This is a genomic window from Sphingomonas sp. FUKUSWIS1, assembly GCF_000733135.1.
GTDB classification, from domain to species: domain Bacteria; phylum Pseudomonadota; class Alphaproteobacteria; order Sphingomonadales; family Sphingomonadaceae; genus Sphingomonas; species Sphingomonas aerolata.
This window is the reverse complement of sequence record NZ_JPJC01000119.1, coordinates 1-5,742: the sequence shown is the minus strand read 5'-3', so window position 1 is coordinate 5,742 and position 5,742 is coordinate 1. Positions and strand designations below refer to the sequence as shown.

The 5,742-nt window shown below is 63.8% G+C and carries 5 protein-coding genes; 1 reads left to right on the top strand and 4 read right to left on the bottom strand.

Annotated features, from left to right (window positions below; genetic code table 11):
- The first annotated feature begins 397 nt into the window (after positions 1–397).
- Positions 398–727 (top strand): hypothetical protein, encoded by a 330-nt coding sequence (locus sphsw_RS08330; protein WP_152555436.1) that lies wholly within the window; start codon positions 398–400, stop codon positions 725–727.
- Positions 728–864: 137 nt separating this feature from the next.
- Here the strand turns inward: sphsw_RS08330 and sphsw_RS08325 are convergent, their stop codons facing one another.
- The 4 genes from sphsw_RS08325 to sphsw_RS08310 form a co-directional block, all read right to left on the bottom strand.
- Entirely contained in the window at positions 865–1,176 is a 312-nt protein-coding gene (locus tag sphsw_RS08325; RefSeq protein WP_031440198.1) for a hypothetical protein, read from the bottom strand.
- Between the two features lie 205 nt (positions 1,177–1,381).
- The gene (locus sphsw_RS08320; protein ID WP_031440197.1) at positions 1,382–4,462 is read right to left on the bottom strand and encodes a TonB-dependent receptor domain-containing protein; all 3,081 of its coding nucleotides are present in this window, start codon (positions 4,460–4,462) and stop codon (positions 1,382–1,384) included.
- Between the two features lie 268 nt (positions 4,463–4,730).
- Positions 4,731–5,093, bottom strand: coding sequence for a Rap1a/Tai family immunity protein (locus tag sphsw_RS08315; protein ID WP_042466865.1), 363 nt, complete (start codon positions 5,091–5,093; stop codon positions 4,731–4,733).
- On the bottom strand, positions 5,090–5,742 hold a 653-nt coding region (locus sphsw_RS08310), incomplete at its 5' end, for a hypothetical protein (protein ID WP_042466863.1). The genes sphsw_RS08315 and sphsw_RS08310, both read right to left, overlap by 4 nt.

Here is a 5,742-nt window from a genome sequence, read left to right as displayed (position 1 = left end):
CCCCCCCCCCCCCCAGCAGAACCGCCTGCCGAACGCACCGGCGTGTAATAAAACAGGCTGCTCAGGACTATTATTAAGTTTGATCCCAGTATCCACAATTAACTATTGATACTACGATTTATGGAAAATACGCCTTTAAGACGTACCTTACGGCTAATGCGGACATGGATAAATCACAGAATGCATAACATAAGTTATGTTTTGAGATCGACTTCTTTGTGCTTCTGCGTACCTTGATTCGACGAGATACTTCAGTACTTTCGTGGCAGGAATTCTATATGCTGCGAGCGTCGTCCATGGCCATTGTCAACCTTGTTCGTAACAGGTTAACTTGGCACATGGATTAAGCTGACACTTCCACCTTCGCGTAATTGCAGACATTCGAAGCTTAGCGAGGTTGGAAGCAAAGGAGCGTTCATGCCCGGCAAAACATCTGGCAATTACCGTGACGCGTATGCTTCCGCTCGCGGCATCGCTGCTGTCTGGCACTCTATTGGGTCGAGCGGCAATGCTCGCGTTAGTTTCGCCGATGGCGATGGACGGTGGACAGTCTGTCGGCGCGTGGGCGCTGGTATTGTTCTTGCTCGCTCAGCCTATCATGCTCGTCGCTGCTATGACGGCGGGCTTTCTCTGCTATCGCCGATTGACAAAATGGCGCTTCGTCACTGCGCTCGCACTGCCGGCTTTGCACCTTCTCGGCATGAGGATTCTCATGCTCGCTTTATAGGCTGAAAGTCGAGTTTCCACCAAGTTGAGCCGTTGACACCGGCTGCCCGGTGCCCGGCGATAACGCCCTTACATCCGCGTCGCGTCACAAAAAAAGCCCCCACCGTCAGGTGAGGGCTCGTGACATCGGGCGAAGTCTTACTTCTCGCCATTGTCCTTGACGCCCACGGTGGGCACGTCGACCGTTTCGGTCTCGGTCTTGACCTTGGGGACCTCGACTTCGGTCTTCTTCGTGCCGACGACGACCGCCTTAGAGTCGAGATCGACATTCGGCATGTCGCCGCCCTTGACGGAGACCTCCGGAAGCGAACCTTCCTTCACGTTGGCGCTCCAGAACCCGGTCGCAAAGAGGACACCGACGATGGCCGCAATGACGACAAGGACGATGACGATCGTCTTGCCTGCGCCGCTCTTCTGACGAATTGGCTCGCCGCCCCGATAATCTGACATTTAACTCTCCCTGTACTTACAACAGGTTCGAACACTCTCGACGCAGTCTTGTTCCGTTTGCGTCATGACGTCGAAATTGCCGGCGCCCGGCACGCGGATCTTAACGCGTCTTGAGGGCGGAGCGACGGACGGACGTCGCCGGCGCGCTTCCCAAAAAAAAGGGGCCCGTCGCGAACGACGAGCCCCCCGATACGCCCCGGTTCGATCAGAACCGCACGGTCGCCCCGACCGCGAGGTTGCGGCCCAGCGCGTCGTAGCGCGCGGGGATCGTGTTGCTGCGCGCCAGGCTGATGTCATAGGAATTCGCCAGGATCGGCGGCGTCTTGTCGAGCAGGTTGTTCGCGATCAGCCGGAGCGAGAAGTCGCGCGACACGGCGAAGGTCAGCGCCAGGTCGAAATAATTCACCGGCGCGATCCTGTAGAAGGTCGTCCGCGCCCGGTCGGGCGTGCCGCCGATCGCCGGATCGCCCGAATTGTCCGCACTCGTCAGCGACCCGACATAGCGCCAGTTGAACGAGGTGCTGAAGATGCCGTCGCTCGTCGTATAGGTCGTCCGCAGCCCGTGCGACCATTTCGGCAGCAGCTGGCCGCAGCCATTGCCATAATAGCCCGCACAATTGCGCTTGGGCTGGAGCGGCGAATCCTGCCCGCCGGCAAAGGTGGTCAGCGACCCGTTGAAGTTCCAGTCGATCTTGCCGGCCCCGCCCAGACCCAGCGTATACTGGCTCTGGAAGTCCCAGCCGCGCGCGATCGAGAAGTAATAATTGGTCGTGCCCGCGCGGATGAAGCCGCTGGTCGGGTTGTTCGCGGCGGCGGCGTAGAGGATGCCTGTGCCGGGCTGGCGGACGATCCCCGAGCAGAAGAACGGGTCGCCGTTCGAACGCTGGCAGCCATCGGTGTAATAGCTGTCGTCGTTATAGCCGAGCGAGTTGTTGATCTTGATCCGGTAGCGATCGACCGAGAAGACCAGCCCGCGCAGGAAGCTCGGCTTCACGACCAGGCCATAGGTCTGGGTATAGGCGGTTTCCGGATCGGCGGTGAACCCGCCCGATCGCACCGTGCACTGGTCGTTCGGGCACAGCAGGGTCGCGCTGCCATAGAGTGCGTCGGACAGTCCGGTCGCCGCGCACACCTCGCGCGAGGCGATCGGCGTGGTCGTGGTGATCGTCCGGCCGGGATTGGCGGGGTCCGCGATCTGGCGCGGCACGGGGGCGCAGAAGTCGTTCTGCGATCCGCCCTGCCGGCTATAGTTGATCGCGGTCGCCTGGCGGATCTCGAACACCGTCGGTGCGCGCTGCGCCTTGTTGAACGACGCGCGGAACGTCAGGTCGCTGACCGGGGCATAGGTGCCCTCGAGCTTCCACGTGTTGAAGGTCTTGGGATTGCTGCTGTATTTCGACACACGATAGCCGCCCGTGACCTGCAGCAGATGCGCGAAGCGGCGCTCCTCGATCAGCGGCGCCTGGACCTCGATGTTCGATTCCCAGACGTCCTGGCTGAGGTTGAAATCCTCGCCGCCATTCTGCTCGCGGTAGATCGCATCCGCGGACGAGGCATAGCTGTCCTTGCGATATTCGCCGCCCAGCGCGATCGCGACGCCCTGGTTCGCAAAGGGCGAGGTGATCCCGTATTTGCCGAGGTCACCGGTCACCGACGACACGATGTCCCACAATTTGGCGACGCCGGTCGAAGTGCCGCTGCGCGCGGTGAAGAGGTAATCGGCCAGCGGTCCGCCGAGCGTGCCCGCGCTGAACGCATTGAACGGGACACAGGCCGGGTCGACCCCCGACACGGTCGCCGCGCAGGTCGGCGTGCCGTTGACGCTGACGACGTTGAGCGAGCGGTTCACCCGGTCGAAATCGGCGAAATTGCCGAAGGTGATGTCCTGCTGGTTGCGCGAGAACACGCCGCCCAGATCATAGGTCCACGCCTCGCCGACGGTGCCGCGGATGCCCGCGGTCGCGCGGATCCCCTTGTTCAGATAGACGTCGGGCGAGAAGGGCAGGTCGTTGAAGCGATAGCGCACGTCGAGCGGCGCGAGCGCCGACGTCCCCGCCTGCGCACCGCAGATCGTGCTGGCCTGCGACGTCGACAGGAACGGGTTGTTGCAGTTCACCTGATACGGCGTGTCGCCATAGGCGGTGTAGCTGTAGACGCGCGTCGGATAGGGGTTCACCGACCTGTCGCGGAACCAGATCCCCGAGCCATAGAGCTCGAGCTCGGGCGCGATCTTCGCGCTGACGAAGCCGCCCGCCGTATAGCGTTCGAATTCGCGCTGGTAGGAATAGCCGTCATAGGGGTTGGCCGCGTTGCCCGCCCCCGCGCCGTACGGCACGAAGCTGCGCGTGCCGGCGGGATCGTTGACATAGCCGACGCCGCTGTTCGCCCCGCTGCGCGGCGAGATATAGCCGCTCGGCGAATAGGTGGACAGCGAGCAGGACAGCGGGCCGTCCTTGCCGGTCTGGACCAGCTGGCATGCCGAGCTCGACCGTGCGTCATAGGGGACGTCATTGGCCTGGCGGTAATTGACGAAGCCCGACACGCGCAGCGCGCCGTCGAACAGCTTGGTGCCCGCGGTCAGCGTGACGTCGGACCGGCCGCCGTCATTGGTCAGCCCGCGCGGCGCCTCGAACGCGTTCGCGCGCGCCAGCGGCGACACGATCGTGTCCTTGTTCTCGTGATTGTAGAAGCTGTAATTGCCGTCGAGCTGGATCCCCTCGAAATCCTTCTTCAGGATGAAGTTCACCACGCCCGCGACCGCGTCCGATCCATAGACCGACGACGCGCCGCCGGTCAGCACGTCGACGCGTTCGAGCAGCGAGGGCGGGATGATGCCGACGTCCTGGCCGTTCTGCGTGCCCAGCCGCTTGCCGTCGACCAGCACCAGCGTCCGCTCGAAGCCGAGGCTGCGCAGCTTGATCCGCTGGCGGCCGTCCGAATCCTGATAGGTCTGCTGGCTGTCGGGGGACACCTGCGGCAGGCGGTTGAGCACGTCCTCGACGGTGATCGCCGCCTGCGCGCGGATGTCCTGCGCGGTGACCGAGGTGATCGGCGCGGCCGATGTCATGTTGGGGCGCTGGATCCGCGATCCGGTGACGACGATCATGTCGTCGGACACGGTCTTGGCCGTATCGCCCGCGGCGAACGCGGTCTGCGCATCGGCCTCGACCTTGGCCTGGGCCGGCGTCGCCGGGCTGTCCGTCGCGGTCTGCGCCGCAGCGGGGATCGCCGTCAGCAACAGCGATCCGGCCAGCGCAATATAGGACGTGGTATGTCTGAAGTTCATGAAGGCCCCCTTGTCCGGCTGCGCGTTCGCGCTTGGTCCGGTTCCGGGGACATGAATTCTCCATTATGACTTATATGACAATACCCAAATATGACCGATTCATACGAATGTTGCGACGACGTTCAGAATAGGCACTATTTCGGTTATCGAAGGCCACCGCCGTTCACCATGGCGTTGCACATTGCCATTCCGCCCGCCGACGAATCGTCGCGGGTGGCACTTCGGCGGATTGTCATAGGGCCGTACCGCTACCGGTACGGCGGGCAGGCTAGCGTTTGGCGTTCCGCTTGCACGCAAAGGACCGGCGCAGCGCATCGCGGACCACGAAGATCGGCGCGGCTTTCGCCTTCTTCCCCTTGGTGCGCAGATATTTGCGCGTCGTCGCCACCGCGTCGATCGTCGAGCCCTTGGTCGCCGACGGGCAGATCTCGCGCGCCATCGACAGCGTGTCGAACGCGCCGAGGATATAGCCCGTGCAGAAGCTCGGCGCGGGGTCCGCATCCTTGCCGCGGCACTGCGCGATCAGCTCCTCGGTGGTCAGCGCGCTCACCACCACGGGGCGGTCGGCGCGAGCGGGGGTGCGGGCAGGAGCGGGGGCAGCGGCCACCGCGGCGAGCCAGAGCAGGATCATGTCGGTTCGCTTTCCGCACCAGGGGTCGCCGCGACCGGCGTCGGCTTCAGATAGGGCAGCAGCCGGGCCCGCGGAAACACGTCGTCGAGCGTCCGGCTCTCGGGCAGGATATACACCACGCCGCCCTTGCGGCGGAACAGCGGGCTCAGCTCGCCGGTATAGAATTTGCTGCCGACATTGATGCAGCCAAAGCTGATCCGGTTGTCGTCGGGGCTCGGCGACACCAGCCGCTCGACCCGGCGTTCCTTTTTATGCGTCGTGATCACCGCATGGATCGCGACCGAATTGGCATAGTCGACCCACAGTACCGACTGGCGTCCGAACGCGCGCCCGAACTTCGTGACGAACCGGCCCGCAGGCGTGGTCCGCTCGGCGGGCCCGATCTCGGCCAGATCCTTCGCGCCGACGCCCGGCGACGAATCGTCACCGATTCCGACGCCGAGCAGCACCGGCGTCTGCCCGAGATATGCGCCCTTCGCATCGAACAGCAGCAGCGACGCCGCCTGCTTGTCGATCACCGCATAGGGCAGGCCGGCATTGTCCTTCGCCGCCGCGACCCAGGCGACGATCTGGTCCGCGGCCGGCGACAGCAGCGGCAGCGCGAGCGGCACGACCGGGGCGGCCACCGCCACCCCGCGCCGCGGCTTCG